Origin of the sequence: Streptomyces flavidovirens DSM 40150, from assembly GCF_000429085.1 — a bacterium.
Lineage (GTDB): Bacteria > Actinomycetota > Actinomycetes > Streptomycetales > Streptomycetaceae > Streptomyces > Streptomyces flavidovirens.
Genome location: NZ_AUBE01000025.1, coordinates 52,032 through 74,992, shown reverse-complemented (window position 1 = coordinate 74,992; position 22,961 = coordinate 52,032). Strand labels below are relative to the sequence as shown.

Below are 22,961 nucleotides of genomic sequence, written 5' to 3'. Positions count from 1 at the left end.
AAGGGGCCTAGCCGAAGCGGCCGGAGATGTAGTCCTCCGTGGCCTGGACGGACGGGTTGGAGAAGATCCGCTCGGTGTCGTCGATCTCGACGAGCTTGCCGGGCTGGCCGATCGCCGCGAGGTTGAAGAACGCCGTACGGTCCGAGACGCGCGCCGCCTGCTGCATGTTGTGCGTCACGATCACGATGGTGAAGCGCTCCTTCAGCTCGCCGATCAGGTCCTCGATGGCGAGGGTCGAGATCGGGTCGAGGGCCGAGCACGGCTCGTCCATCAGCAGGACCTGCGGCTCCACCGCGATCGCGCGGGCGATGCACAGGCGCTGCTGCTGGCCGCCGGAGAGACCGGAGCCGGGCTTGTTCAGGCGGTCCTTGACCTCGTTCCAGAGGTTGGCGCCGCGCAGGGACTTCTCGACGACCTCGGCGAGCTTGTTCTTCTTGTACGAGTGGTTGAGGCGCAGGCCCGCCGCCACGTTGTCGAAGATCGACATGGTGGGGAAGGGGTTCGGGCGCTGGAAGACCATGCCGACCGTACGGCGTACGGCGACCGGGTCGACGTCCTTGCCGTAGAGGTTCTCGTCGTCCAGCAGGACCTTGCCCTCCACGCGGCCGCCGGGGGTGACCTCGTGCATGCGGTTGAGGGTGCGCAGGAAGGTGGACTTGCCGCAGCCGGACGGGCCGATGAAGGCCGTCACCGAGCGGGGCTCGACGGTCATCGAGATGTCGTCGATCGCCTTGTGGTTGCCGTAGTAGGCCGACAGGCCGCTGATGTCGATTCGCTTGGCCATCTGAATCACTGCTTTCTGCTGGCCTTAGCGGCCGGTGCTCGGGGCCTTCCAGCGGGCGATGCCGCGGGCCACCAGGTTGAGGATCATGACGAAGGCGATCAGGACGAGCGCTGCGCCCCAGGCCCGGTCGACCGACGCTTCGGTGCCGACGATGTACTGCTCGTACACGTACAGCGGAAGCGAGGACTGGGCGCCTTCGAAGGGGTTCGGGTTGATCAGCTTCGTACCGAAGACGAGCAACAGAACCGGGGCGGTCTCACCCGTGATACGGGCCACCGCCAGCATGACGCCGGTGGTGATTCCGCCGATCGCGGTCGGCAGCACCACCTTGAGAATGGTGCGCCACTTGGGTACGCCGAGGGCGAGGGAGGCTTCGCGCAGCTCGTTCGGGACGAGCTTGAGCATCTCCTCGGTGGAGCGGACGACCACCGGCATCATCAGGATCGAGAGGGCCAGCGCGCCGGCGAATCCGGAGGGCCCGAAGCCCAGCATCAGATTCCAGGTGGCGAGGATGAACAGGCCCGCGACGATCGACGGGATGCCCGTCATGACGTCGACGAAGAAGGTGACGGTCCTCGCCAGCCTCCCGCGCCCGTACTCGACCAGGTAGACCGCGGTCAGCAGGCCGATCGGGGCGGCGATCAGGGTCGCGATGCCGACCTGCTCCAGGGTGCCGAGCAGGGCGTGGTAGATACCGCCGCCCTCGTCGGTGTCGAGCAGGCCGCTCATCGAGTGGCTGAGGAAGTAGCCGTCGATGACCTTGATGCCCTTGCTGATCGTGACCCAGGCGAGGGAGAGCAGCGGGACGAGGGCGAGGATGAAGCAGACCCAGACGACGCTGGTCGCCACGCGGTCCTTGCCCTGGCGGCTGCCCTCGACCTTGGTGGTGATCGTGAAGGTGGCCACTACGAAGATCAGGGCGGCGAGCATGCCCCACTGCACGCGGCTGTGCCAGCCGGCGGCGAGACCGATGCCGATGCCGGCCGCGACGGACCCGGCGGCGATGGCGGCGGGGGCCCAGCGGGGGAGGCGGGCGTGTACGAGCGACGCGTGCAGCGTGGGGGAGACCGGGCGCTTGTCCATAACCTGGCTTGTCTGGTTCATGCGTTGGCCCCCGAGTACTCCTTGCGGCGGCCGATGATCCAGCGGGCCGCGCCGTTGACCAGCAGCGTGATGACGAAGAGCACGAGACCGGAGGCGATCAGGGCGTCGCGGCCGAACTCGTCCGCCTCGTTGAACTTCGCGGCGATGTTCTGCGCGAAGGTGCCGCCGCCCGGGTCGAGCAGCCGGCCGGAGATGATGAAGCTCGGGGAGAGGACGACGGCGACGGCCATCGTCTCGCCGAGGGCGCGTCCCAGGCCCAGCATCGAGGCGCTGATGATGCCGGAGCGGCCGAAGGGCAGGACGGACATCCGCATGACTTCCCAGCGCGTGGCACCGAGGGCCAGGGCGGCTTCCTCGTGCATCTTGGGCGACTGGAGGAAGACCTCACGGGTGACGTTGGTGACGATCGGCAGGATCATGATCGCCAGCAGGATGCCGACCGTGAAGAGGTTGCGGGCGACGCCGTCGCTCGTCTTGTCGAAGATGTACGTCCAGCCCAGGTACGTGTCGAGCCACTGGTTGAGGCCGTCCAGGTACGGGACGAGAAAGACGGCGCCCCAGAGGCCGAAGATGATGCTCGGCACCGCGGCCAGCAGGTCGACGATGTACGCGAGCGGCGTGGCCAGCCTGCGCGGCGCGTAGTGCGAGATGAACAGGGCGATGCCGATGGCGACCGGCACGGCGATGGCCATCGCGATGATCGAGCTGACGATCGTACCGAAGAGGAGGACGGCGATGCCGAAGACCGGCGGGTCGCCGGCCGGGTTCCACTCGGAGCTGGTGAGGAAGTTGGCTTCGTCCTTCGAGACCGCGAGGCCGGTGCGGTAGGTGAGGAAGGCCGCGATGGCGGCCATGATCACCAGAAGCGTGATGCCGGATCCCCGCGACAGGGCGAGGAAGACCCGGTCACCGGCGTGGCTGCTGCCCTTGGACGCGAGGGTGGTCTCCGGTCCGGACGACGGTGGTGAGGGCGAGGTGGTCTGGGTTGCTATATCCATCGGGTTTCTCCGGTCTGCGGAGCTGGTGAGCGCTCCTGGCGGCGGTGCACCGGAAGGCGCGGCCGGCCCCGGGTGGCGGGGCCGGCCGCGGCCGGGTCAGGAGAGGGTGGGGACGATCTCGCGGACCTTGGCCGCGATCTCGGTCGGCAGCGGCGCGTAGTCGGCGTCGGCCAGGACCTTCTGGCCGTCCTCGCTGACGGCGTAGTTCAGGAAGGCCTTGAGGGCGGGCAGGGTCTCCGCCTTGTTGCCCTTGTCGCAGGCGATCTCGTACGTCACCAGAACGATCGGGTAGGCGCCCTCGGCCTTGGTGGCGTAGTCGAGGGACAGGGCCATGTCCTTGCCCGTGCCGGTGACCTTGGCGGCGGCGATGGCCTTGGAGGCGTTCTCCGTCGTGGCCTCGACCGGGGCGGCGGCGCCCGTGTCGATCTTGACGGTGTTCAGCTTGTTGGCGGTCGCGTAGGACAGCTCGAAGTAGCCGATCGCGCCGTTGGTGCTCTTGACGTTGGAGACGACGCCGGAGGAGCCGTTGGCGGCCTGGCCGCCCTCGGCCGGCCACGACTTCGACTTCGGGTCGTACTTCCAGTCGCTCGCGGCGGCCGTGTTGAGGTACTTGCCCAGGTTCTGCGTCGTACCGGACTCGTCCGAGCGGTGGAAGGCCTGGATGGTGGTGCTGGGGAGCTTGGCGTCCGGGTTGAGCTTGGCGATCGCCGGGTCGTTCCACTTCTTGATCTTCGAGTCGAAGATCTTCGCGAGCGTCTTGGCGTCGAGGACCAGGTTGTCGACGCCCTCCAGGTTGTAACCGATGGCGACCGGGCCGCCGACCATCGGCAGGTTGATGCCCTGGCCGCCCTTGCAGACCTTCTTCGACTCGGCGACCTCGTCGGGCTTCAGCGCCGAGTCGGAACCGGCGAAGGCGACCTGGCCCTGGTTGAACTTGGTGATACCGCCACCGGAGCCGATGGCCTGGTAGTTGACCTCCGTGCCCTCGCAGGCGGCCTGGAAGTTCTTCACCCAGAGGTCCATGGCGTTCTTCTGGGCCGTCGAGCCGGCCGCGAGGAGCTGGCCCTTCGCATCGTCGCACTTGATGTTGCTGGCGGCCTTGGTTTCGCCGGAGCCGCCGGTGGAGCCAGTGTTGTCGTCCGAGCCGCACGCCGTGAGTACCAGGGCGCCGGAGACGGCGAGGGCGCCGAGCGCGGTGGCGCGAAGCCGGTTCTTGCGCTGAAGCTTCACTTTCGGGTGTTCCTTCCAGGAGCCGCCGGGCCTGGGTGGTGGCGGCGTGCGAAGAGGTAGGTGAGTCGAGTCCCAGCTACACAGGGAGGAGGTCATCTCGCGATGTGCCTCGCACCGTGTACGTCCGAAATTAGGCAGAACAGGTGAAGCCGCCGACGGGGGAGAGTGAACGGGAGGTGAACCGTGCCGAACGGTGTGGTGTGCGTGGGCGTCCCGCAGTGGGCGATGAGGGTGGGGAGCAGGGTGTGACCGGCGTGGCGTGCGGGTTTCGTGCCGGGGAATGCTCCCCTTGCCCGTAGCGCCCGAAACGCAGCGGTCTGCACCGATGCGCGGCGTTTCCTGGCCGACCGCCCGTTCCGCGTGGTGCGCAGGACGGCGTACGTGTCACATGTAGTGGAGGGAGTCCAGGAGCGCGTCCACGAGCTGGCGGTCGCGGGGTTGCGTCAGGCGGTTTTTGGCCGTCGCGGGGGAGAGCCACAGGATCCGGTCCACCTCGTCGCCCGGCGTGAACGCCCCGTCCGTCGCCTCCGCCGCCCAGTACGAGACCCGCTTGGGGCGGCCGTTCGCGACGTACCGCAGCGTGGGCAGCGGCGCGCCCGGCGCGCAGTGGTGGCCCGTCTCCTCCAGGACCTCGCGCACCGCGCCGGCCAGGGCGTCCTCGCCGCGCTTGAGCTTGCCCTTGGGGTGCGACCAGTCGTCGTACTTGGGACGGTGTACGAGGCAGATCTCCAGGCCGCCGTCGAACGGCGACCGGCGCCACAGCACGCACCCCGCGGCGAGGACCGGGTCCTGGAGGCCGGTCACGGCTGCCACAGCTGCTGGAAGGCGAAGCGGGCCGCCTCGACCTCGTGCCGCTGGTCGGCGTGGAGGACGCCCAGGGCGTACGCCGTCGCCGGGGCGATGCGCGGGGTACGGGCGGCCGACGCCGCCGCGGTGGCCGCCTCGGCCGCGTCCCGGTGGCGGTCCAGCGCCCGCGCCGCGGGGAGCGCGTCGACGGGGCCGGCGACGACCTCCTGCGCGTAGCGGTGCAGGCGCAGGAGCAGGCGTACGTGGTGCCAGGGGGCGTCCTGCGCCTCGCTGCTGGGCGCCGCGCCGAGGCCGTGGACCAGTGCGTCGGCGTTGTACGGGTGCGCGGCGCGCCGCAGCGGCAGTGCGGCCACCGCTTCCCTGAGCCGCTGCTCGGCGCCCGTAGAGAGCGGCGTCAGCACCTCGGCGGCGGGCGCGGCGGCGGCGGGACCGAGCGGAACGTCCGAGGCCAGTAAGGCCACAGCGTCGGCGACCGCGTGGAACCGCGAGGAACCCAGCGCCTGGAGCGCCGCCGAGTGCGCCCGCGTCCTGGCCAGCGTCAGTTGCCGCTCCAGCAGCGCACCGGCCCGCGCGGCCCCGACGGTCAGCGAACCCCCCGGCTCCGCCCCGCCACCGCGCGCCGGGGGCGCGGTGGCCCGGCCCGCGCCGCCCCCGGCCCCCGAGAGCCGGTTCAGGGCCTCAAGGAGCCGGTTCAGGCGGGCGGCGTAGGCGTGCTCGCGGGCCAGGGTGCCGGAGAGCCAGCCCAGTTCCGCACGCAGGGTGTCGGCCCAGCCGGTGTCGGTCAGCGGCCGGAACGTGTGCAGTGTTCCGCTGATCCGGCGCGCCGAGCCGCGCAGCGCGCGGGCCGCCTCAGCGGCGTCCGCCGCTCCCTGCGGGTCCTGCCCGCTCTCGCGGTGCACGCGCAGGCTGCGCAGGAAGTCGGCGGCGCGGGCGTGCAGGTAGGGCGCCAGGACCTCACGGGAGGGGAGGTCGGGTGAGGGGGCCTGCCGGGCGGACAGGGCTTCCGCCAGGGCTTCGGCGGGCAGGATCTCGCCCGCCTCCGCCGGGGGCCGGCCGGTGTCCGGCCGCCGGCCGGTCCGGGGTCGGGATGCGGTGTCACGGTGTTGCACGCCGGCGCCTCCGGGCGTCAATGAGCATCTCCTGTACATGCCGCAGCGGCTGTCCGTCGGCGTCCGCCGCGTGCCGCGTCCAGTTGCCGTCGGGGCCGAGGTGCCAGGAGGACGTCGAATCGGACATTCCGGTTTCCAGCAGCCGGCTCAGGGACGCCCGGTGGGCCGGGTCCTTGACCCGCACCAGGGCCTCTATGCGGCGGTCGAGGTTGCGGTGCATCATGTCGGCGCTGCCGAACCAGACCTCGGGCTCGCCGCCGTTGCCGAAGGCGAAGATCCGTGAGTGTTCGAGGAAGCGGCCGAGTATCGAGCGGACCCGGATGTTCTCCGAGAGGCCGGCGACTCCGGGGCGTATCGCGCAGATGCCGCGTACCCAGATGTCGATCGGCACGCCCACCCTCGCCGCCCGGTAGCAGGCGTCGATGATCGCTTCGTCGACCATCGAGTTGACCTTGATCCGGACGTACGCGGGACGACCCGCCTCGTGGTGCGCGGCCTCCTTGTTGATCCGGGCGACCAGGCCGTCCCGCAGCGACTTCGGCGCCACGAGCAGCCGGCGGTACGTCTCGCGGCGCGAGTAGCCCGACAGGCGGTTGAAGAGGTCGGAGAGGTCCGCCCCGACCTGCGGGTCGGCGGTCAGCAGCCCCAGGTCCTCGTAGAGGCGGGCCGTCTTGGGGTGGTAGTTGCCCGTACCGACGTGCGAGTAGCGGCAGAGCTGGTCGCCCTCCTGGCGGACGACGAGAGACAGCTTGCAGTGGGTCTTCAGGCCGACGAGCCCGTACACGACATGGCAGCCGGACTCCTCCAGCTTGCGGGCCCACTTGATGTTGGCCTGCTCGTCGAAGCGGGCCTTGATCTCGACGAGGACGAGGACCTGCTTGCCGGACTCGGCGGCGTCGATCAGCGCGTCCACTATCGGGGAGTCGCCCGACGTCCGGTACAGCGTCTGCTTGATCGCCAGGACGTCCGGGTCGGCCGCCGCCTGCTCCAGGAACGCCTGCACGGAGGTGGAGAAGGAGTCGTACGGGTGGTGCAGCAGTACGTCGCGCTCGCGCAGGGCGGCGAAGACGTCCGGCGCGGACGCCGACTCGACCTCGGCGAGGTCCCGGTGGGTGCCCGCGATGTACTTCGGGAACTTCAGCTCCGGCCGGTCCAGCGCGGCGATCCCGAACAGTCCGGTCAGGTCCAGCGGGCCGGGCAGCGGGTACACCTCGGCGTCCGACATCTTCAGCTCGCGGACGAGCAGGTCCAGGACGTACGGATCGATCGACTCCTCGACCTCCAGGCGCACCGGCGGCCCGAAGCGGCGCCGCATGAGCTCCTTCTCCAGGGCCTGGAGGAGGTTCTCGGTGTCGTCCTCCTCGACTTCGAGGTCCTCGTTCCTGGTCACCCGGAACATGTGGTGCGCGAGCACCTCCATGCCGGGGAAGAGCTCTTCCAGGTGCGCCGCGATGACGTCCTCAAGGGGTACGTACCGCTGCGGCGACGCCTCCAGGAAGCGGGACAGCAGCGGCGGCACCTTGACGCGGGCGAAGTGGCGGTGGCCGCTGACCGGATTGCGTACGACCACGGCGAGGTTCAGGGACAGCCCCGAGATGTACGGGAAGGGGTGCGCGGGATCCACGGCCAGCGGTGTCAGCACTGGGAAGATCTGCTGGCGGAAGAGCGTGAAGAGGCGCGCCTGCTCCTTCTCGGTCAGGTCGGGCCAGCGGATGAGGTGCACGCCCTCGTCGGCGAGGGCCGGGGCGATGTCCTGCTGGTAGCAGGCGGCGTGCCGGGCCATGAGCTCGCGCGAGCGGGTCCAGATGAGCTCCAGCACCTCGCGGGGCTGGAGGCCGGACGCGGACCGGCTGGCGACACCGGTCGCGATACGGCGCTTGAGGCCCGCCACCCGGACCATGAAGAACTCGTCCAGGTTCGAGGCGAAGATCGCGAGGAAGTTCGCTCGTTCGAGGAGGGGCGTGGCCGGGTCCTCGGCGAGTTCGAGCACCCGCTCGTTGAACGCCAGCCAACTGCGCTCGCGGTCGAGGAAGCGGCCCTGCGGCAGCTCCGTGTCGGCCGCGGCGCCTTCCGCGTACTCCGCGTACGCGTCCAGATCAGCGTCGATGTCGGGATCCAGATTGGTCACCGGGGAGCCCGCCAGGGTGTGCGGGCGGTGCGCGGCGATGGAACCGACGGACGGCTGAGCATGCTGGACAGGGGCATCGGCGCTCGGCTGCTGGCTCATGACCCCATTGTTCCGCGCGCCGGGGGTGCCGGGCGCGCCGAGAAGGGGTGATGTGCGGGAGGCTCTCCCGTTCGGGGAGGGTGGCACAGCGGGCTGCATTCCGTGAGGGTCGCAAGCGTGTCTGAATGCGCGGTAACGGAGACATGACGTGCAGGATTCGGGGCCGGGGCCTCGCGGGGCCCCGGCCCCGGTCTCCCACCGGTCCGGTCAGGCCGTACTGCGGCGAAGTACCCGGAAGGCGGCAGCCGCCCGCGCAGGAATCCCGTGACCGCCGCCGCCGGGACGAGGACGGCGAGGGCTGCCCGCAGGGCGGCGCGGTGGATGCGCAGGAGGGCCCGACGGGGTCCGCGCGGGGCGCCGTCGGGCCCAACGGTGTCCGAGGTGGTCGGGGCGGTGTCAACTCGCGCCCCCTGCTCCGTTGGTTACGGCGGGCTACGACTCCGTGCGGTACATCAGGTCCGTCTCGTGCGTGGTGAAGCCGAGCCGCTCGTACACCGTCACCGCCGCCGTGTTGTCCGCGTCGACGTACAGCATCGCGGTCGGCACGCCCTGTGCCGCCAGGTACCGCAGGCCCGTCGCGGTCAGGGCCTTGCCGAGGCCGCCGCCCTGCGCGTCGGGGCGGATGCCGACGACGTACACCTCGCCGAGCTGCTCCTCGGCGTGCACCTTCGTCCAGTGGAAGCCGACGAGTTCGCCCTCGCGCTCCGCCAGGAAGAAGCCCTTGGGGTCGAACCAGGGCTCGGCCTTGCGGTCGTCCAGGTCGCGCTGCGTCATGCCGCCCTGCTCGGGGTGGTGCGCGAACGCGGCGGCGTTCACGGCCAGCCAGGCGGCGTCGTCCTGCCCCGGCACGAAGGTGCGCAGGCTCACGCCGGCCGGGTAGACCGGCTCGGGGATGTCCAGCGGGCTCAACGGGCGGCGCATCTGGCGCAGTTCACGGAAGAGGGTGAGCCCGAGCACCTGTGCGAGGTGCCGGGCCGCCGCCTTTCCGCCGTGCGCCCAGACCCGCAGCCGCTTGCCCGACGCGTCCAGCACGGTCGTGCCGAGGGTGCGGCCGTGCCCGTGACCGCGGTGTGAGGGGTGTACGACCAGCTCGGCGGCCGGGGCCTCGACGGGGTCGGTGTCCTCCAGCTGCGCGTATCCGAGGAGGGGGCCGTCGCCGACGTACAGCAGGAAATGCCGGATGCCTTCCCGGTGCCCGCCGCGCAACTGGAGCCGGCCCTGCTCGGAGACGGCCTGCATGCCGTCCACGCGGGCGGCCTCGTCGAGCAGCGCCAGCACCTCCCGGGCCTGCGCCTCGTCGAGCGCGTCGAGGGTCTGGATCTTCCTGAGGAAGGCGGTCGAGGGGTCAGTCGTCATGAGTACGAGCGTACGGCGGCGGTGGGGCGACAGGGGCGTTGTGCGGTTCTGGTCGCCGTCATTCGACGCAAGCCGGTGGTTGTGCCCGCGCAGTGCGTACGCGACCACCGCCGAGGTTGCTGACCGCCGCCCAGCGGCTGACGCACCGCCAAAGGCAACCAGCTCGTAACCCGTCACCCCCTGTCGCGCTACGCGCGTTGACTTTAGGCTGCGGTTCGTCCGTCACGCTGAACTCACAAGGGGACCGATGTCAGCGAACCCTCGTACCACCCGCAGCCACCGAGCGACCCGGCGCATACTCGCCTCCGCCGCCGGACTCGCCACCCTCGGTGCCCTCGTCGCCGCGCTGCCGGCCTCCGGCGCGCAGGACGCCGACCGGGACGGCGGTGACGCCCGGCACGCGCCGAAGCCCTCGCGGACCGTGGACGTACAGCTGCTGTCCTTCAACGACCTGCACGGCAACCTGGAGCCCCCGGCGGGCTCGGCCGGCACGGTGCACGAGACGCAGCCCGACGGGACCACGAAGGCGATCCCGGCCGGTGGCGTCGAGCACCTGGCGACCTCGCTGCGCAAGGCGCGGCAGGGGGAGCGGTACTCCGTCACGGCCGCCGGCGGCGACATGATCGGCGCCAGCCCGCTCCTGTCGGGGCTGTTCCACGACGAGCCGGCGATCGAGGCACTGAACAAGCTGGACCTCGACGTGTCGGCCGTCGGCAACCACGAGTTCGACGAGGGCGCCACCGAGCTGGCCCGCATACAGAACGGCGGCTGCCACCCGGTCGAGGGCTGCTTCGAGAAGGGCAAGGAGTTCGAGGGCGCGGACTTCCCCTACCTCGCCGCGAACGTGACGAACGAGAAGACCGGCAAGCCGATCCTCAAGCCGTACACGGTGTGGAAGAAGAACGGCGTCAAGATCGGCTTCATCGGCGTGACCCTCGAAGGCACTCCGGAAATCGTCACCGAGAACGGCATCAGGGGTCTGAAGTTCCACGACGAGGTCGAGACGGTCAACAAGTACGCGAAGGAACTCGACCGCCAGGGCGTCAAGTCGATCGTCGCGCTCATCCACGAGGGCGGCTCGCCGGCCTCCTCGTCGTACAACTACGACTGCGACTCGCCGGGCCCCGGCGACGGCATCTCCGGTCCGATCACCGACATCGCCAAGGGCATCACGCCGAAGGTCGACGCGCTGGTCACCGGGCACACGCACCAGGCGTACGTGTGCACCGTCCCCGACCCGTCGGGCAAGCCGCGCATGGTCACGTCGGCGTCCTCGTACGGCAAGCTCTACACGGACACCACGCTCACCTACGACCGCCGCACCAAGGACATCGTGCGTACGGGCGTCAAGAGCGCGAACCACATCGTCGTCCGCGACCAGGAGCAGGCCAAGATCTGGGCGAAGGACATGACCTCGCTCATCGGCCGCTGGAACAAGCTGGCCGCCCCCATCGCGGGCAAGCCGCAGGGCTTCATCTCCGCCGACATCAACGGGCGCGGCTCCACGGCCCCCGAGAAGCCGCTCGGCGACCTGATCGCGGACGCGCAACTGGAGGGCCTGGCCCCGGCCGACAAGGGCGGCGCGCAGATCGCCTTCATGAACCCGGGCGGGATCCGCTCCGACCTCGTCTTCAAGGCCAGCGGCAGTGAGGGCGACGGAGTGGTGACGTACGGCGAGGCGTTCACCGTCCAGCCGTTCACCAACATGATGAACGTCGTCGACCTGACCGGCGCCCAGCTGATCACCGCGCTCCAGCAGCAGGTCAGCGGCGGCAACGAGGCCTCGCCGAAGATCCTCCAGGTGTCGAAGGGCTTCACGTACACCCTGGACATGACGAAGACGGGCGCCGCCCGCATCGACGTCGCCTCGGTGAAGCTGAACGGCGCCGCGCTCGACCCGGCGAAGACGTACCGCGTCGCGATGAACGAGTTCCTCGCGGGCGGCGGCGACGGCTTCCCGGTCTTCAAGGAGCACAAGAACAAGCTGGTCGGAGCCTCCGACCTGGACGTCTTCAACGCCTACCTGGCGAAGAACTCCAGCGCGGCCGCACCGATCACACCCCCGGCCGCCGACCGCATCACGGTCGTGAAGTAGCCGGCGGCACACCATGCGGCGGGGCGGCATCCGGAGGACCGGGCGCCGCCCCGCTTCACGTTGTCCCGGGCGGTGGTGCCGGGGCTCCCGGCAGTGTGATCAGGGCCTGCGTGCCCCCGGCGCCGCCGGCCGGGCGGTGCAGGGTGACCGTGCCGCCCGACTGCTGGATGGTGCGGGCCACGATCGACAGGCCCAGGCCCGAGCCCGGCAGGGCGCGGGCGGACGGGGAGCGCCAGAAGCGTTCGAAGACGTGGGGGAGTTCGGCGTCCGGGATGCCGGGGCCGTGGTCGCGTACCGTCAGTGTCCCGTTCTTCAGGGTCACGTCGACCGTGCCGCCCGGCGGGCTGAACTTCACCGCGTTGTCCAGGACGTTGACCAGGGCCCGCTCCAGCGCCGCCGGTTCGGCCCGTACGTACCAGGGGGAGAGGTCCGCGTTGATCGTCAGCTCGGGGCCGCGCAAACGGGCGCGCTCCAGGGCGGCGGTCGCGATCTCGTGGAGCGCGACGACGCGCAGCGGGCTGCCCTGGTCGGCCGTGTCGGGCCGGGCAAGCTCCTGCAAGTCGCCGATGAGAGAGGCCAGTTCGGTCATCTGTGCCTTGACGGAGGCCATGAGAGCGGCCCGGTCGGCCGAGGGGATCGCCCGGCCGGTCTCGTCGCTGCGGGCGAGCAGTTCCACGTTCGTACGCAGGGAGGTGAGCGGCGTGCGCAGCTCGTGGCCCGCGTCGGCGATGAGCTGGGCCTGGCGGTCGCGGGACGAAGCGAGCGCGCTGGTCATCGCGTTGAAGGAGCGCGAGAGGCGGGCGATCTCGTCCTCGCCCTCGACCGGGATGCGTACGGTCAGATCCTCCGTACGCGCCACATGCTCGACGGTGTCGGTCAGCTTGTCGACGGGGCGCAGGCCGGCGGGGGCGACCAGGAGCCCGGTGGCGCCGGCGCCGAGGACACCGATGCCGGACAGCGCGAGCAGCACCCAGGCGAGGGAGCTGAGCGGATCGTCCACCTCGCTCATCGGGCGGGCGATGGAGACCGCGAACGGGGGGCCGGGGGTCAGGTCCTGTTGCGACTCGCGGAACGGGTAGGTATAGACCCGCATGTCCTTGCCGTCGGCGTTCTCCGTGGTGTGCAGCGCGTCGCCCTGCTGACCGGCGGCCACGGCGATGTCGCCGTCCCGCACGGGGATGCGCGAGGCGCCGGGGAGGGTGCAGGGCTCGCCGGAGAGCGGGACGAGCTGCACCACGTACGTGCCGATCGGCTGCACGGCGGCCGTGCCGCCCGCGCACCCGAGGCTGAGGTTGCGCACCACGTCCGCGTCGACCTTGACGCCGCGCAGCGACCGGTCGAGCTGATCCTCCAACTGCACCCGCGTCACGAACCAGCACGCCGCCGCCACCGCCGCCACCGCGATCGCCACCGCCGTGGCCGTCAGCAGCGCCAGCCGGGACCGCAGCGGCAGCGCGCGGAACCTGCGCAGCGCACCGCTCACGCCTCACCGCCCCGCAGCGCGTACCCCACACCCCGCACCGTGTGCACCAGGCGCGGCTCGCCGCCCGCCTCCGTCTTGCGGCGCAGGTACATGACGTACACGTCGAGGGAGTTCGAGCTCGGCTCGAAGTCGAAGCCCCAGACCGCCTTCAGGATCTGCTCGCGCGTCAGCACCTGGCGCGGGTGCGCGAGGAACATCTCAAGGAGGGTGAACTCCGTGCGGGTCAGCTCCACTGGCCTTCCGCCCCGCGTCACCTCGCGCGTCGCCAGGTCCATCCGCAGGTCCGCGAAGGACAGGACGTGGCCCGGCGCCTCCTCGCCGGCCGGCCCCCCGGCGGCGTACGAACTGCGCCGCAGCAGCGCCCTGATGCGGGCGAACAGCTCGTCCAGTTCGAACGGTTTCACCAGGTAGTCGTCGGCGCCCGCGTCCAGCCCGGTCACACGGTCACCGACCGTGTCGCGGGCGGTGAGCATCAGGATGGGCAGCTTGTCGCCGGACGAGCGGATGCGGCGGGCCGCCGTCAGGCCGTCCATGCGGGGCATCTGGATGTCGAGGATGATCAGGTCGGGGTCGTACGACGCCGCCTTCGCGAGCGCGTCGATGCCGTCGACGGCGACCTCCGTCCCGTACCCCTCGAAGGCGAGACTGCGCTGAAGAGCCTCGCGCACGGCGGGCTCGTCGTCGACGATCAGGATGCGCTCGGCGGGGGTGTTCATCGGGCTTCCTCGGCCTGCCTTCGGGAGATGCGAGTGGTCGGGGCTGCTGGTCGGCTGCTCTCAGCCTCGCACGGTACGGATGTCAGCCGTCGCCCCCGGCGCGGAGCTGCTCCAGGCCGGCCTTGACCGTGTCGATGGGGATGGCGAAACCGAGACCGACACTGCCCGCCGTGGAACCGCTCGCTCCACTCGGCGCGTACATCGCGGAGTTGATGCCGATGATCTCGCCGTTCATGTTGATGAGGGCGCCGCCGGAGTTGCCGGGGTTGAGCGAGGCGTCGGTCTGGATCGCCTTGTACGTCGTCTTCGACGATCCGGTGTCGCCGTTGAACTGCCGGCCGCCGAACTCGAACGGCCACTGGCCGCTGCCGCCCTGGCCCTGCTGGTCCTGCTGGTCCTGGCCCGGGTTCTCGTCCTTCGACACGGTCACGTCCCGGTCGAGCGCGGAGACGATGCCGCTGGTCACGGTCCCGGTGAGCCCCTCGGGCGAGCCGATCGCCACGACCTCGTCGCCGACCTTCACGTCGTCGGAGTTCCCGAGCATCGCCGCCTTCAGGCCGCTCGCCCCCCGGAGCTTGATGAGGGCGAGGTCCTTGTCGGGGTCGGTGCCGACGACATCGGCGGTGTACGTCTTTCCGTCGCTCAGCCCGACCTTGACGGAGGAGGCCCCCGAGACGACGTGGTTGTTCGTGATGATCTCGCCGTCGGCGGTGATGATCACGCCGGAGCCGGTGGAGTCGCCGGAGGCCGACGTCGCGTTGATCTCCACGATGCTCGGGCTCACGGCCTGCGCGACTCCGGAGACGGTGCCCTTGCTGCTCTGCGAGACGTTCGTACCGGTGACGCCGCTGCCGCCGGCGGCTGAGTCCGCGCCGGCCAGGCGCTCCGCGAAGGCCGCCGTCCCGCCGCCGATCGCGGCCGCGACGATGGCGACCGCGGCGATGAGGGCGACCGGCCGGCGGGCCCGCCGGTGCGCCGCCGGGGGCGGCGGCGCGTACGCGGGCGGCGGCGGATACGCGCCGCCACCGCCGTACGGGAAGGCGTAGGGCTGCTGCTCGGGCTCGGGGTACTCGCCGCTGCGGCGGGGGCTCTCGGTCATGTCCCCGAGCTTGGCCAGCGGTTATGAGAACCGTCTGAGGAGCCGCTGAGAAGCCCGACAGAACCGTGTATGCCCCATATAAAGGCGAAGGGGCGTCGCGCGCGCTGCTTCTTACGTCGCCGGGCAGCCGCAGGAGCGGCGTACCACCAGCGCCGACGGGAACTGCTTGAGCCGCTCGCGCCGCGACCCCGCCACCCGCAGCGAGTCGTCCAGCACCAGGTCCACCGCCGCCCGCGCCATCGCCGGCCGGTCGGAGTACACCGTCGTCAGCGGCGGATCGGTGAGCGCCGCTTCCTTCACGTCGTCGAACGCCGCCACCGCCAGCTCGCCCGGTACGTCGATACGCAGCTCGCGCGCGGCCCGCAGCACGCCGATCGCCTGGTCGTCCGTCGAGCAGAAGATCGCGGGCGGCCGGTCCGGTCCCGCCAGCAGCCCCAGGGCCACCTTGTAGGCGTCGTACCGGTTGTACGGAGCGTGGAAGAGCCGGCCCTCGGTCGACCGCCCCGACTCCCGCATCGCCCGGCGCCAGCCCACGACGTGGTCGGCCACCGGGTCACCGACCAGCGGGGTCGACTCCATGCCGCCCAGACAGGCGACGTACGGATGACCGTGCTCCAGGAGGTGGCGGGTCGCGAGCTGCGCGCCGCCGATGTTGTCCGTGACGACCGCCACGTCGTCGATCGTCTCGGGCCGCTCGTGCAGCAGCACCACGCGGGCGTCCCACGCGTCGATCTCGGAGGCCGCCCACTCGCTCGGGCCCTGGCTGACCAGGATCAGACCGGAGACCCGCATGCCGAGAAAGGCCCGCAGATAGTGGACCTCGCGCTCGTCGCGGTAGTCGGAGTTGCCGACGAGGACCATCTTTCCGCGGTCGGCGGCGGCCTGTTCGACCGCGTGCGCCATCTCGGCGAAGAAGGGCTGCCGCGCATCGGGGACGATCATGCCTATGAGGTCGGTGCGGCGGGACGCCATGGCCTGCGCGACCCGGTCCGGCCGGTAGCCGAGCTCCTTGATCGCGGCGAGGACACGCTTGCGCGTGGCCGGGGCGACCGGCCGGGGTCCGTTGTTGATGACGTAACTCACGACCGCGGTCGAAGTCCCCGCCAGTCGCGCCACATCGTCCCGCGTCACCTTGGCCACGCGCGGCAGTCTACGCGTGGTGACCTACCGCTGGGCAGGCCGTACGGCAGCTTCCTCCCGGGCGGCCGTGTCCGGGTCCGTGCCCGCCATATGGGTGACGGCCGCAGGGGTCGCCTTCCGCGCGGCCTTGGCCCTGGCCTCCTCGGCCGCCGCCCGCTCGACCTTCTCGGGCGTCACGAAGCGGTAGCCCACATTGCGTACGGTCCCGATCAGCGACTCGTGCTCCGGGCCGAGCTTCGCGCGCAGCCGCCGCACGTGCACGTCGACCGTGCGCGTACCGCCGAAGTAGTCGTAGCCCCACACCTCCTGGAGGAGCTGGGCCCGTGTGAAGACCCGGCCGGGGTGCTGCGCCAGGTACTTCAGCAGCTCGAACTCCTTGAAGGTCAGGTCCAGGACCCGCCCCTTGAGCTTCGCGCTGTACGTCGCCTCGTCGACCGACAGGTCACCGTTGCGGATCTCCATCGGGCTGTCGTCCGAGGTGATCTGCTGGCGGCCGGTCGCCAGCCGCAGCCGCGCCTCGACCTCGGCCGGACCCGCCGTGTCGAGCAGTACGTCGTCGATGCCCCAGTCGGCGGTGACGGCCGCGAGACCGCCCTCCGTGACGACGAGGATCAGCGGACAGCCGGGCCCGGTGGACCGCAGCAACTGGCACAGCGACCTGACCTGCGGCAGGTCACGGCGGCCGTCGACCAGGATGACGTCGGCACCCGGTGTGTCGACAAGGGCCGGGCCCTCGGCGGGGGCCACCCGCACACTGTGCAGCAGCAGGCCGAGGGCGGGAAGCACCTCCGTCGACGGCTGAAGGGCATTGGTCAGGAGCAGCAGAGAACTCATCGTCCGCCACCTGCCTGGATCGGACAGTCATGCACGGTTCGCTCGCCCATTACGTCGGTTCCTCCTCGGTCCCTGCGAGGACGTATGCGGCACTGCTTCGTACGGCTTGGTCCCGCGCCCTGGGACCGCGCCGCGTCATCTGTCCGTAACAACGGTCAGAAAACACAAAAGGACCCGGAGGCAACGTTGCCCAGGTCCTATGCCCAGCAGAATAGCTCACATGAGTTCCGAAGCGGAGGGGCAAGTCCGAAGATCGCGTGTTCCCTCGGTCACTCACGGCTCCCGGCGCACAGTTTTGCGTGCGGACGACGGGGTCCGGATCGAGGCGCTGTACGAGCCGTCGCAAGGCGGCGGGGACGGCGGTGACGACTCCCTGGCGATCGTCGTGGCGCACGGCTTCACCGGCTCGGTCGACCGCCCCGCGGTGCGGCGTGCGGCGCGGGTGTTCAGGCAGTACGCGGCCGTCATCACGTTCTCCTTCCGCGGTCACGGCGGCTCGGGCGGCCGCTCCACGGTCGGCGACCGGGAGGTCCTCGACGTGGCGGCGGCGGTCCGCTGGGCCCGCTCGCTGGGGCACGAACGGGTGGTCACCGTCGGCTTCTCGATGGGCGGCTCGGTGGTCGTCAGACACGCCGCGCTGTACCGGGGCCCGGCCGGGGACGGCGGCGACAGCGGCGAGGGCACGCACGGGGGGCGCACGGAAGCGCACGCGGCGGGACAGGCGCACGCCCACGCGCACGCCGACGCGGTCGTGGCGGTCAGCGCCCCCGCCCGCTGGTACTACCGGGGTACGGCGCCGATGCGGCGGCTGCACTGGGTGGTCACCCGGCCCGCTGGACGGCTCGTCGGGCGCCTGGGGCTCCGTACCCGGATCCACGACCGGGACTGGGACCCGGTGCCGCTCTCGCCGGCCGAGGCGGCGGCCGGACTCGGCCCGACGCCGCTGCTGGTCGTCCACGGCGACCGCGACCCGTACTTCCCCCTGGATCACCCGCGGATGCTCGCCGCTGCGGCCGGCCGGAGCGAACTGTGGATCGTGTCCGGCATGGGCCACGCCGAGAACGCGGCCGAGGAGACACTCCTCCACCGCATCGGCGTCTGGCTGACAGCGGCATAGCTCATCATGGAAGCCGACGAAAGGAGCGCCGCTATGGCAGTGGGCACCATCCGCTACTGGGCCGCGGCCAAGGCCGCAGCCGGCACCGCAGAGGAGCCGTACACGGCCGGGACGCTCGCCGAGGCGCTCGACGCGGTGCGCGAGCGCCACCCCGGGGAGCTGACGCGCGTACTCCAGCGGTGTTCGTTCCTCATCGACGGCGACCCCGTCGGGACCCGCGGTCATGAGACCGTACGGCTGGCCGAGGGCGGCACGGTCGAGGTGCTCCCGCCGTTCGCAGGAGGATGACCCCCACACCATGAGCAACCAGCAGCCCTACCCGTCGTACGACGGACACGACCCGCGCGACGGTCTGCAGGCGCCGCACGCCCAGGAGCCCTACACCCAGACCTGGGAGGGGCAGACCTGGGACACCCAGCACCAGCCCGTGCATGAGCCGTACCGGCAGCAGGACCCCGCCCCGGCCGCCGCCGACACGGCGTACCTCTCGCCGCAGAACGGCGCGTACCCGATGCCGCAGGAACCCCAGGCGTCGTACGACCCGCACGCGGGGGGCCCTGCGGGGTACGACCCGCACGCGGGCGGCCCTGGCGGATACGGGTACGGGTCCCCGAGGGCGGCGTACGAACCCGCGCCGCCCGCGCACGAGCCGGCACCGGAGACGTACCGGCCCCCGTCGGCCCAGGCACCCGCGCCGCCGGCGGGGTACGGCCCGGCGACGGGCGGCTACGCGGCCTCGGCGGCGTACGAACCGGCTCACGCGGCCGCCCCGGCTGCTCCCTCGCCCCACTCCGGCACCGGCACCGGCACCGGCACCGGCACGGCGCCGTACAGCCCGCCCACCACCATGGGCCACGCGCGCCTCACCGACGCCCAGCGCGCCCGCGCCGAGGGCCGGTCGCCGATCATCGCGCCCGGAATGCAGCCGGCCGCCCTGACCGCCGTGCTCGCGCTGCTGCTCGCCGGCGCCGCGGCCGTCGGCCCGTACGCACTCGTCGTGCCGCTGGTGCTGCTCCAGGCGGTCACCGCCGCGGGCTGGTTCCGGCTGAACGGCATGTGGCCCGCCCGCCAGGGCATCGCGCTGGCGTTCCTCGGCGGCGTCACCGCCGACATCGCGCTGCTGGCCGTCGACGCCGCGCACGCGCCCGCCGCGATCATCGGCACGCTCGGCGTCTGGGTGCTGCTCACGCTCGTACTCCAGCTGCGCAACCAGGCCCCCGCAGACGAGCGGATGTACGGGCTGACGGCCACCGTCACCTCTGCCGCCCTCGCCGTCATCGCGGCAGGCCACCTCGCGGCGGCCTCCGAAGCCGTGATCGTGGGCGGGATCGCCGTCGCCGTCGCCGTGCCGGCCCGCGCGCTGCCGCTGCCCGGTGTCGTCTCCGTCGTTGTCGCGCTGCTGGCCGCCGCCGGCGCCGGAATCGCGGCCGGCGCGGTGACGGACGTGGGCGCGCAGGGCGCGCTGCTCGGGCTCGCGGCCGGGGTCTGCGCGCTGATCGGCCTGCGCGTCGCCAGCTACGACTACCCCTCCCGCTTCGTCCACATGACGGCCGGAGTGGCGCTGCCGCTGGCCGCCGCCGCACCCGCCGTCTACCTGATCGGCCGGGTCGTCGCCTGACGCCTGTGATTACCTGGCAGTAGGCTCGCGCTCGTCAAAGGGCCTGGACGAGCGCGAGAAGCAGGAGCCGGACCGGCTCGACGAGTTGTGGGGGACCTGTAAGTCATGCGTGCACTGCGAATATTGCTGGTCGTCGCCGTTGTCCTCGGCGGCATTTTTGTGATCGTGGACCGCGTCGCGGTCAATTTCGCCGAGTCCGAGGTCGCGAAGCGCGTCCAGAGCCAGCAGGGCCTGACCGGCGCGGCCGACGTATCGATCAAGGGCTTTCCGTTCCTGACCCAGGTCGCCGCCAAGCACCTCGACCAGGTCGACGTCTCCGTCGCGGGCGTCGAGGCGAGCGCGGAGGGCCGCAAGGTCCGGATCAGTGAGATGACCGCCGCGCTGCACGACGTGCGGGTGACCGGCAGCGTCAGCGGCTTCTCCAGCGCGACGGCGGATCTGGCGACCGGTACGGCGCGCATCTCGTACGCGGACCTGTCCAAGGCCTCCGACAGCGAATTTCCGGTGTCCTACGGCGGCAACGGCAAGGTGAAGGTCACCGGCTCCGCCGAACTCCCCGGCATCGGCAAGGTCAAGCGGAGCGTGCTGTCGAGCGTGAGTGTGGTCGACGGCACCACGATCCGGGTGCGGGCGGACGAAGTGCCGGGCGAAGGCATCCCCGGTGTCGAGGCAAAGATCCGGGAGAAGACCGACTTCGACCGGCAGATCGGCGGGCTGCCCGAGGGGCTGAAGCTCGAAAAGGTGGAGGCGACCGAGGACGGGCTCCTGGTCTCCGTGACCGGTACGAACGTAGGCCTCGCCGGATAGTGAGACGGCGGCGTCCGCTCCTCAGGCGGCGGGCGGCCCCGGACCGTGCACGGGACCGGAACGACGGTCCGTCACCGGCATCCCGTCCCGCATCGCGGACGATCGCGTCTCAGCATCCGACACGCCGGTGACACGCCGGTCGTGACGTCCCTACGATCGGTCCCATGCAGCAGCGACAGGCGGACCTCACGAAGCGGCGGGCAGTAGACCTGTGCCGCGTCGCCGCCATGCTCTGTCGCGCTGTCTGAGCGGGTTCTGGCCGGAACAGTCCGGCACCCGCCTTCCCCGGCCCCCGACCGACCGAACTGGCGCAGCCGAAGCTCAGTCGAAGTCGGTCGAAGTCAGGGCCACCCCCGCCCGTGCGGTCGTACGCCGCCCCGCTTCCGCGTACCGGCGTACCCGCACAGCCCCTCGCGCATAACCGCCGCACACTGCCCCGGAGGAGAACAGCATGAGCCGCAGCGACGTCCTGGTCGACGCAGACTGGGTCGAGGCCCACATCGAGGACCCGAAGGTCGCGATCGTCGAGGTGGACGAAGACACCTCGGCGTACGAGAAGAACCACATCCGCAACGCGATCCGGATCGACTGGACCAAGGACCTCCAGGACCCCGTCCGCCGCGACTTCGTCGACCAGGCCGGCTTCGAGAAGCTCCTGTCGGAGAAGGGCATCGCGAACGACACCACGGTCGTCCTCTACGGCGGCAACAACAACTGGTTCGCCTCGTACGCCTTCTGGTACTTCAAGCTCTACGGCCACCAGGACGTTCGCCTGCTGGACGGCGGCCGCAAGAAGTGGGAGCTCGACTCCCGCGACCTGGTCGCCGAGGTCCCCCAGCGCCCGGCCACCCAGTACAAGGCCAAGCCGCAGGACACCTCGATCCGCGCCTTCCGCGACGACGTCGTCTCCGCGATCAACAACCAGAACCTCGTCGACGTGCGCTCGCCCGACGAGTTCAGCGGCAAGCTGCTCGCCCCGGCCCACCTGCCGCAGGAGCAGTCGCAGCGCCCGGGCCACGTCCCGTCCGCCCGCAACATCCCGTGGTCGAAGAACGCCAACGACGACGGCACCTTCAAGTCCGACGAAGAGCTCAAGGCCCTGTACGAGGCCGAGCAGGTCGACCTGGCGAAGGACACCATCGCGTACTGCCGCATCGGTGAGCGTTCGGCCCTGACCTGGTTCGTCCTGCACGAGCTGCTCGGTGTCGACAACGTCAAGAACTACGACGGCTCGTGGACCGAGTACGGCTCCCTGGTCGGCGTGCCGATCGAGCTCGGCGCCAACAAGTAACCCCTCTCGCCTGAGACTTGAAGGACGGATTTCAACATGTGTGGAGCAAAGGCCGGCGGCCCCGACGCCTCGACGATCAAGCCCGGTGAGACCACCATCCAGGGCAGCGTGACCCGCGACGGCGAGCCCGTCACCGGTTACGTCCGCCTCCTGGACTCGACCGGCGAGTTCACCGCCGAGGTGCCCACCTCGGCCACGGGCCAGTTCCGCTTCTACGCGGCCGAGGGCACGTGGACCCTGCGCGCGCTGGTCCCCGGCGGCACGGCCGACCGTACGGTCGTCGCCCAGAAGGGTGGCCTCGCGGAGGTCGCGATCGCCGTCTGACGACGGTTTCACTACTGGCCGAAGGGCCGCACCCCAGGGGGTTTGGACGCTCTGCCTGGACCGGGTGCGGCCCTTCGGTCGTACGGTGGAGATATGTACGCGCGGCGGCGGCACGCCTACTTCCTGCTGATGGGCGGATGCGTCTTCCTCTTCGTCTCCGCCTGGGCCGTCGTGCGGCTGTGGTCGGTGCCGGCGGCCGTCGCGATGTGCTTCGTCGCCATGGTCATCCCGCCCGTCGCGGCGATGGTCGCCAACCGGCGGGGGCCGGACGACCGCTGGTGGGACGATCCGTCCGGGGACCCGAAGTCCGACGACTGGTGGGACGAGCTGGACGGCAAGAAGCGCCCCCAGTAGGCCGCCAGTCCCCCAGCAGCAGGCCGTGAGTCCACCAGCAGCAGGCCGTCAGTAGACGAGGGACTGGACGTCGTCCGCCATGACCTCGCTGACGAAGACCTGGGCTCCGGCGATCCGTACGCCCTCGATCACGTCCTTCTCGGTGATCTCCCGCCGCGCCGCGCACTGCGTGCACAGGGTGATCTGTCCGGCCGCCGTGATGGACTCGATCAGGTCCGGCAGCGGCGCCGCGTGCGGCAGTTCGAACTCGGCCGCGCGCCCCGGCAGCGCGAACCACGAGGACTCGCCGGTCAGCCAGAGCGAGACCTCCACTCCACTGGCGACGGCCACCGCCGCCACCGTGAACGCCTGCGAGCACCGCTCGGGGGCGTCGGCCCCGGCGGTCACCTTGATCACGAGCTTCTTCGCCATGTCCGAACTGTAATCCGCCGCCGTACAACCGCGGCCGCCCCTCACTGGTCTGTAGTG

General features: G+C 71.0%; 23 protein-coding genes. 9 read left to right on the top strand and 14 right to left on the bottom strand.

The window, feature by feature from the left end:
- Positions 1 to 7 precede the first annotated feature (7 nt).
- From pstB to mshD, 8 genes are all read right to left on the bottom strand, one after another.
- Complete coding sequence (gene pstB / locus G412_RS0126060) at positions 8 to 784, bottom strand: phosphate ABC transporter ATP-binding protein PstB (RefSeq protein WP_028814658.1); 777 nt, start codon at positions 782 to 784, stop codon at positions 8 to 10.
- A 24-nt stretch (positions 785 to 808) separates the two neighbouring features.
- Positions 809 to 1,867, bottom strand: coding sequence for a phosphate ABC transporter permease PstA (gene pstA, locus G412_RS0126055; protein WP_037649898.1), 1,059 nt, complete (start codon positions 1,865 to 1,867; stop codon positions 809 to 811).
- Positions 1,868 to 1,884: 17 nt separating this feature from the next.
- Positions 1,885 to 2,886, bottom strand: coding sequence for a phosphate ABC transporter permease subunit PstC (gene pstC, locus G412_RS0126050; protein ID WP_078607374.1), 1,002 nt, complete (start codon positions 2,884 to 2,886; stop codon positions 1,885 to 1,887).
- A gap of 96 nt (positions 2,887 to 2,982) precedes the next feature.
- Positions 2,983 to 4,116: a phosphate ABC transporter substrate-binding protein PstS gene (pstS, locus tag G412_RS0126045; RefSeq protein ID WP_028814655.1), complete on the bottom strand. Its 1,134-nt coding sequence runs from the start codon at positions 4,114 to 4,116 to the stop codon at positions 2,983 to 2,985.
- A 384-nt stretch (positions 4,117 to 4,500) separates the two neighbouring features.
- Positions 4,501 to 4,920: an NUDIX hydrolase gene (locus tag G412_RS0126040; RefSeq protein ID WP_028814654.1), complete on the bottom strand. Its 420-nt coding sequence runs from the start codon at positions 4,918 to 4,920 to the stop codon at positions 4,501 to 4,503.
- The gene (locus tag G412_RS0126035; protein ID WP_425274513.1) at positions 4,917 to 6,053 is read right to left on the bottom strand and encodes a CHAD domain-containing protein; all 1,137 of its coding nucleotides are present in this window, start codon (positions 6,051 to 6,053) and stop codon (positions 4,917 to 4,919) included. Before G412_RS0126035 ends, G412_RS0126040 begins: the two co-directional genes overlap by 4 nt.
- Positions 6,019 to 8,259, bottom strand: coding sequence for an RNA degradosome polyphosphate kinase (locus tag G412_RS0126030; RefSeq protein ID WP_028814652.1), 2,241 nt, complete (start codon positions 8,257 to 8,259; stop codon positions 6,019 to 6,021). The genes G412_RS0126035 and G412_RS0126030 overlap by 35 nt, the downstream gene beginning before the upstream one ends.
- Before the next feature lie 432 nt (positions 8,260 to 8,691).
- Complete coding sequence (gene mshD, locus G412_RS0126025) at positions 8,692 to 9,615, bottom strand: mycothiol synthase (protein WP_028814651.1); 924 nt, start codon at positions 9,613 to 9,615, stop codon at positions 8,692 to 8,694.
- Between the two features lie 247 nt (positions 9,616 to 9,862).
- On the opposite strand from mshD, the gene G412_RS0126020 reads away from it, so the two are divergent.
- Positions 9,863 to 11,710 carry a bifunctional metallophosphatase/5'-nucleotidase gene (locus G412_RS0126020; protein WP_028814650.1) on the top strand — a complete coding sequence of 616 codons (1,848 nt, stop codon included), beginning with the start codon at positions 9,863 to 9,865 and terminating at the stop codon, positions 11,708 to 11,710.
- 55 nt (positions 11,711 to 11,765) lie between these two features.
- Here G412_RS0126020 and G412_RS0126015 read toward each other — a convergent pair whose 3' ends face one another.
- The 5 genes from G412_RS0126015 to G412_RS0125995 form a co-directional block, all read right to left on the bottom strand.
- Positions 11,766 to 13,193: a sensor histidine kinase gene (locus G412_RS0126015; RefSeq protein ID WP_028814649.1), complete on the bottom strand. Its 1,428-nt coding sequence runs from the start codon at positions 13,191 to 13,193 to the stop codon at positions 11,766 to 11,768.
- Positions 13,190 to 13,909 (bottom strand): response regulator transcription factor, encoded by a 720-nt coding sequence (locus G412_RS0126010; RefSeq protein ID WP_028814648.1) that lies wholly within the window; start codon positions 13,907 to 13,909, stop codon positions 13,190 to 13,192. The genes G412_RS0126015 and G412_RS0126010 overlap by 4 nt, the downstream gene beginning before the upstream one ends.
- Before the next feature lie 82 nt (positions 13,910 to 13,991).
- Positions 13,992 to 15,008 (bottom strand): S1C family serine protease, encoded by a 1,017-nt coding sequence (locus G412_RS0126005; protein WP_028814647.1) that lies wholly within the window; start codon positions 15,006 to 15,008, stop codon positions 13,992 to 13,994.
- Positions 15,009 to 15,119: 111 nt separating this feature from the next.
- Complete coding sequence (locus G412_RS0126000) at positions 15,120 to 16,148, bottom strand: LacI family DNA-binding transcriptional regulator (RefSeq protein WP_028814646.1); 1,029 nt, start codon at positions 16,146 to 16,148, stop codon at positions 15,120 to 15,122.
- A gap of 24 nt (positions 16,149 to 16,172) precedes the next feature.
- Positions 16,173 to 16,982: a response regulator transcription factor gene (locus G412_RS0125995; RefSeq protein ID WP_028814645.1), complete on the bottom strand. Its 810-nt coding sequence runs from the start codon at positions 16,980 to 16,982 to the stop codon at positions 16,173 to 16,175.
- A gap of 220 nt (positions 16,983 to 17,202) precedes the next feature.
- Here G412_RS0125995 and G412_RS0125990 point away from each other — a divergent pair, with 220 nt between their 5' ends.
- The 8 genes from G412_RS0125990 to G412_RS0125960 all read left to right on the top strand — a co-directional run bounded on the left by G412_RS0125990 (position 17,203) and on the right by G412_RS0125960 (position 22,493).
- Positions 17,203 to 18,099, top strand: a complete 897-nt coding sequence (locus G412_RS0125990) for an alpha/beta fold hydrolase (protein ID WP_078607372.1) — start codon at positions 17,203 to 17,205, stop codon at positions 18,097 to 18,099.
- Positions 18,100 to 18,132: 33 nt separating this feature from the next.
- A complete protein-coding gene (locus G412_RS0125985; RefSeq protein WP_028814643.1) occupies positions 18,133 to 18,387 on the top strand; it encodes a MoaD/ThiS family protein in 255 nt (84 codons plus the stop codon).
- Between the two features lie 10 nt (positions 18,388 to 18,397).
- The gene (locus tag G412_RS0125980; RefSeq protein WP_028814642.1) at positions 18,398 to 19,717 is read left to right on the top strand and encodes a hypothetical protein; all 1,320 of its coding nucleotides are present in this window, start codon (positions 18,398 to 18,400) and stop codon (positions 19,715 to 19,717) included.
- Between the two features lie 105 nt (positions 19,718 to 19,822).
- On the top strand, positions 19,823 to 20,524 hold the full coding sequence (locus G412_RS0125975; protein ID WP_028814641.1) for an LmeA family phospholipid-binding protein: 702 nt from the start codon (positions 19,823 to 19,825) through the stop codon (positions 20,522 to 20,524).
- Between the two features lie 164 nt (positions 20,525 to 20,688).
- Positions 20,689 to 20,772 carry a putative leader peptide gene (locus tag G412_RS41810; RefSeq protein ID WP_355721204.1) on the top strand — a complete coding sequence of 28 codons (84 nt, stop codon included), beginning with the start codon at positions 20,689 to 20,691 and terminating at the stop codon, positions 20,770 to 20,772.
- A 203-nt stretch (positions 20,773 to 20,975) separates the two neighbouring features.
- A complete protein-coding gene (locus tag G412_RS0125970) occupies positions 20,976 to 21,815 on the top strand; it encodes a sulfurtransferase (RefSeq protein ID WP_028814640.1) in 840 nt (279 codons plus the stop codon).
- Positions 21,816 to 21,851: 36 nt separating this feature from the next.
- Positions 21,852 to 22,139: a DUF1416 domain-containing protein gene (locus G412_RS0125965; protein WP_028814639.1), complete on the top strand. Its 288-nt coding sequence runs from the start codon at positions 21,852 to 21,854 to the stop codon at positions 22,137 to 22,139.
- Between the two features lie 93 nt (positions 22,140 to 22,232).
- Entirely contained in the window at positions 22,233 to 22,493 is a 261-nt protein-coding gene (locus tag G412_RS0125960) for a DUF3099 domain-containing protein (protein ID WP_028814638.1), read from the top strand.
- 48 nt (positions 22,494 to 22,541) lie between these two features.
- Here the strand turns inward: G412_RS0125960 and G412_RS0125955 are convergent, their stop codons facing one another.
- Complete coding sequence (locus G412_RS0125955; protein WP_028814637.1) at positions 22,542 to 22,904, bottom strand: DsrE family protein; 363 nt, start codon at positions 22,902 to 22,904, stop codon at positions 22,542 to 22,544.
- Positions 22,905 to 22,961: the final 57 nt, after the last annotated feature.

What these genes read in the sequence shown, in the direction of transcription:
- G412_RS0126030 (WP_028814652.1), bottom strand. Translation starts at nt 8,259, where the DNA reads ATGAGCCAGCAGCCGAGCGCCGATGCCCCTGTCCAGCATGCTCAGCCG.
- G412_RS0125980 (WP_028814642.1), top strand. Translation starts at nt 18,398, where the DNA reads ATGAGCAACCAGCAGCCCTACCCGTCGTACGACGGACACGACCCGCGC.
- mshD (WP_028814651.1), bottom strand. Translation starts at nt 9,615, where the DNA reads ATGACGACTGACCCCTCGACCGCCTTCCTCAGGAAGATCCAGACCCTC.
- G412_RS0125995 (WP_028814645.1), bottom strand. Translation starts at nt 16,982, where the DNA reads ATGAGTTCTCTGCTGCTCCTGACCAATGCCCTTCAGCCGTCGACGGAG.
- G412_RS0125960 (WP_028814638.1), top strand. Translation starts at nt 22,233, where the DNA reads ATGTACGCGCGGCGGCGGCACGCCTACTTCCTGCTGATGGGCGGATGC.
- G412_RS41810 (WP_355721204.1), top strand. Translation starts at nt 20,689, where the DNA reads ATGCAGCAGCGACAGGCGGACCTCACGAAGCGGCGGGCAGTAGACCTG.
- G412_RS0126020 (WP_028814650.1), top strand. Translation starts at nt 9,863, where the DNA reads ATGTCAGCGAACCCTCGTACCACCCGCAGCCACCGAGCGACCCGGCGC.
- G412_RS0125985 (WP_028814643.1), top strand. Translation starts at nt 18,133, where the DNA reads ATGGCAGTGGGCACCATCCGCTACTGGGCCGCGGCCAAGGCCGCAGCC.
- G412_RS0125970 (WP_028814640.1), top strand. Translation starts at nt 20,976, where the DNA reads ATGAGCCGCAGCGACGTCCTGGTCGACGCAGACTGGGTCGAGGCCCAC.
- pstA (WP_037649898.1), bottom strand. Translation starts at nt 1,867, where the DNA reads ATGGACAAGCGCCCGGTCTCCCCCACGCTGCACGCGTCGCTCGTACAC.
- pstC (WP_078607374.1), bottom strand. Translation starts at nt 2,886, where the DNA reads ATGGATATAGCAACCCAGACCACCTCGCCCTCACCACCGTCGTCCGGA.
- G412_RS0125965 (WP_028814639.1), top strand. Translation starts at nt 21,852, where the DNA reads ATGTGTGGAGCAAAGGCCGGCGGCCCCGACGCCTCGACGATCAAGCCC.
- G412_RS0125955 (WP_028814637.1), bottom strand. Translation starts at nt 22,904, where the DNA reads ATGGCGAAGAAGCTCGTGATCAAGGTGACCGCCGGGGCCGACGCCCCC.
- pstB (WP_028814658.1), bottom strand. Translation starts at nt 784, where the DNA reads ATGGCCAAGCGAATCGACATCAGCGGCCTGTCGGCCTACTACGGCAAC.
- G412_RS0125975 (WP_028814641.1), top strand. Translation starts at nt 19,823, where the DNA reads ATGCGTGCACTGCGAATATTGCTGGTCGTCGCCGTTGTCCTCGGCGGC.
- G412_RS0125990 (WP_078607372.1), top strand. Translation starts at nt 17,203, where the DNA reads ATGAGTTCCGAAGCGGAGGGGCAAGTCCGAAGATCGCGTGTTCCCTCG.
- G412_RS0126010 (WP_028814648.1), bottom strand. Translation starts at nt 13,909, where the DNA reads ATGAACACCCCCGCCGAGCGCATCCTGATCGTCGACGACGAGCCCGCC.
- G412_RS0126005 (WP_028814647.1), bottom strand. Translation starts at nt 15,008, where the DNA reads ATGACCGAGAGCCCCCGCCGCAGCGGCGAGTACCCCGAGCCCGAGCAG.